Here is a 3362-nt window from a genome sequence, read left to right on the forward strand (position 1 = left end):
AATAAGCTGGAAATTAATTTAATACAATTTTTGTCGTGTACTTAACACAATATTAATAAAAAAACCCTCACCGTTTCCGAAGAGGGTTTTTAATTTTATTTATAAGTAAACCTTAGTCTACTAAAATTATAATTTTGTTATCTTTCATTTCCAGGGTACCTGCTTTTATAGGCAAAAGGAACTTCTGGTCCTTGTCTGATTTGGTAAACTTAGCCGAAAATTCAGCATTGGCCTTAAAATCAGATACGCCTATCTTAATGGTTCCCGCAGCCAGTATTGATACTATATTGGCGTGGTTGTTCAACATCTGGAATTCACCATTTATGCCGGGTACAGTTACCGAAGTAACACCGCCTTTATATAAATGTCCTTCCGGCGAAACTATTTCTAATACCATAGTATTTAAAGTTATTGGTTGCCGGTTGTTGGTTGTTGTGCCTTCCGGCAACTATTAACCATCAACCATCAACTGGTTTTACGCTTCAGCTAACATTTTCTCACCGGCCTCAATAGCGTCTTCAATAGTACCTTTAAGGTTAAAGGCCGCTTCCGGCAGGTGGTCAAGCTCGCCATCCATGATCATGTTAAAGCCCTTAATGGTGTCTTTAATATTAACCAGTACGCCCGGGATACCTGTAAACTGCTCCGCTACGTGGAATGGCTGCGAAAGGAAACGCTGTACACGGCGTGCGCGTGCCACCACAAGCTTATCTTCCTCGCTAAGCTCTTCCATACCAAGGATCGCGATAATGTCCTGCAGCTGCTTGTAGCGCTGAAGTATTTCTTTAACCCTTTGTGCGCAGTTGTAGTGCTCATCACCAAGTATGTAAGGAGAAAGTATCCTTGAAGTTGAGTCAAGAGGGTCAACCGCAGGGTAAATACCAAGCTCGGCAATTTTACGTGAAAGTACTGTTGTAGCATCAAGGTGGGCAAATGTAGTAGCCGGCGCCGGGTCAGTTAAGTCGTCCGCGGGTACATATACCGCCTGTACTGATGTAATTGAACCTTTTTTAGTTGAGGTGATACGTTCCTGCATGGCACCCATCTCGGTAGCAAGTGTTGGCTGGTAACCTACCGCTGAAGGCATACGGCCCAATAGCGCCGATACCTCTGAACCTGCCTGGGTAAAACGGAAGATATTGTCAACAAAGAAAAGAACGTCTTTGCCCTGCCCGTCTCCGGCACCGTCACGGAAATACTCAGCAATAGTAAGGCCTGTAAGGGCTACACGTGCACGTGCTCCCGGCGGCTCGTTCATCTGCCCGAACACGAAAGTAGCTTTTGACTCCCTCATGCCGGCCTTGTCAACCTTGCTAAGGTCCCAACCGCCGTTTTCCATAGAGTGCATAAACTCTTCACCATATTTTATAATGCCTGATTCAAGCATTTCGCGCATAAGGTCGTTACCCTCACGCGTCCTTTCGCCTACACCGGCAAAAACGGAAAGACCACCGTGGCCTTTTGCAATATTGTTGATCAACTCCTGGATTAATACCGTTTTACCTACACCGGCACCACCAAAAAGACCGATCTTACCACCTTTTGCATAAGGCTCAATAAGGTCGATAACTTTGATACCTGTAAATAAAACTTCTGATGAAGTTGAAAGGTCTTCAAATTTTGGGGCAGGACGGTGGATTGGCAATCCGTTCTCGCCTGCTTTAGGCAAATTGTCCAGGCCGTCAATAGCGTCACCTATAACATTAAACAAACGCCCGAAAACGTCAGCACCTATCGGCACCTGTATAGGCGCTCCTGTAGCTACCACTTCCTGGCCCCTGCTCAAACCGTCAGTAGAGTCCATAGAGATGGTACGAACGGTGTTTTCGCCCACGTGCGACTGTACTTCAAGAACCAGTTTTGAACCGTCGTTCTTAGTGATTTCTAATGAATCATAAATCTTTGGAAGCTCAGCGTTTTGAGTGTTAAACACCACGTCAACTACCGGCCCGATAATCTGTGCAACTTTTCCTATTCCTTTAGACATTGCTTATGTATTTATTAAACAGCTATTTATGTTTCGCGAAAAAAGGGTTTTTTTTCGAGTGCAAAGATAGTTTTTTATATGGGAAATATGCAATTTTAATTTTGTGTTTTTTGTAAAGAAAGTATTGTGAGAACCATCTTTTTTATCAATCTGTAATTTATTTGATAACGACTCATCTTTTGCTTTCTGATTTTTGAGTTATCAAACCCATGATTAAAATTGTGCCAATAAAAACTAATATTGTTGTTCCAACACTTAAAATATCAAATATACCCAAATAAAAAATTGAAAAATGTATAACAAAAACGATACCTTGTATTGCTTTTTTCTTTAATCCTGGAGCGGAAATTATAACATCTTTTAATACACCAAAAATAAATATAAGCACAAAGGAGGTTGTGATAGCAAACGCGGTCTTACTCCAAAAACTTTTAATATAAAAATTGTCTATCTTAATAAATGGGATTAAGAATAATATAGCAAAACAAATGAACAGTAAAAAATACATTAATCTTAATAATGTAATTCTTGATGAATTATATCTATTAAAATAATTAACGTAGGTTAAATTAACATTTAAAATATTTTCAGCCGGCACCACTAGTAAATTACCTTCAATATTTTTTTTGAATATTATTTTGTCTGGGAAATCATTGTGAACACTATACTGCTCTGGTTTAGTTTCAGCTAAATTTTTTAAAGCTTCGATTTTGGGTTCATTCTCTTCCTTTATAATAGGAATAAATTTGGAAGCATTGCTTAAAATAATGTTTTCCAGTTTATTTTCTTTATCGAAGATAAAACCCTTATAAACGCCTCTATAAAGTTCTTCCTTATCTTTATGAAGAACAAGAATATCTATGAATGTCAGATAATCGTCAAACCTCTTACGCTTTATTCCATTTAATTTATTTGCTTCAATCAGATACAGCCACTCATTGTTAAATTTTAAGGTTGAAAAATTCACATCGAATCTTAAAATTCGTACTATGTAGTGACCAAATGCTCCTGATACACCTGAAAAGAAGTATATAAATAGAAGAAGAATTCCAAATTCTATCAATTTATTAGCATCCGTAAATTCATTTGGATATTGATTAGTTCCTAAGCTAGAAAAAATATTACATATTGAATCGAATGTAATATTATGCAATAATTCAAAGCCAAAATAAGAATTTAGAAAATAGAAAAGCAAACCAAAAACAGTTAAGCTTGTCACCCCACAAAATAAAGTCCATAAAAACCTTTCAAGCAGATTTCCATGATTAAATTGTCTGCTAAACTGCCCTGTATAATAAAATCTTCTAAATAAAACTCCTGGAAATAAAAATGAAGCCGTCTCAATACTTAAATTTTGAGACGGTTTTTTATTTGA

The 3362-nt window shown here is 37.7% G+C and carries 3 protein-coding genes; all 3 read right to left on the reverse strand.

Annotated elements, in window-relative coordinates; translation table 11 throughout:
- Positions 1-112 precede the first annotated feature (112 nt).
- Positions 113-397: a F0F1 ATP synthase subunit epsilon gene (locus CHU92_RS01455; protein WP_094411878.1), complete on the reverse strand. Its 285-nt coding sequence runs from the start codon at positions 395-397 to the stop codon at positions 113-115.
- Positions 398-475: 78 nt separating this feature from the next.
- A complete protein-coding gene (gene atpD / locus CHU92_RS01460) occupies positions 476-1987 on the reverse strand; it encodes a F0F1 ATP synthase subunit beta (RefSeq protein WP_094411880.1) in 1512 nt (503 codons plus the stop codon).
- Between the two features lie 172 nt (positions 1988-2159).
- On the reverse strand, positions 2160-3362 hold a 1203-nt coding region (locus tag CHU92_RS15735; RefSeq protein WP_165764560.1), incomplete at its 5' end, for a hypothetical protein.

The organism is Flavobacterium cyanobacteriorum (assembly GCF_002251835.1).
Lineage (GTDB): Bacteria > Bacteroidota > Bacteroidia > Flavobacteriales > Flavobacteriaceae > Flavobacterium > Flavobacterium cyanobacteriorum.

Coding starts and splice junctions, on each gene's coding strand:
- atpD (WP_094411880.1), bottom strand. CDS start 1,987: ATGTCTAAAGGAATAGGAAAAGTTGCACAGATTATCGGGCCGGTAGTT.
- CHU92_RS01455 (WP_094411878.1), bottom strand. CDS start 397: ATGGTATTAGAAATAGTTTCGCCGGAAGGACATTTATATAAAGGCGGT.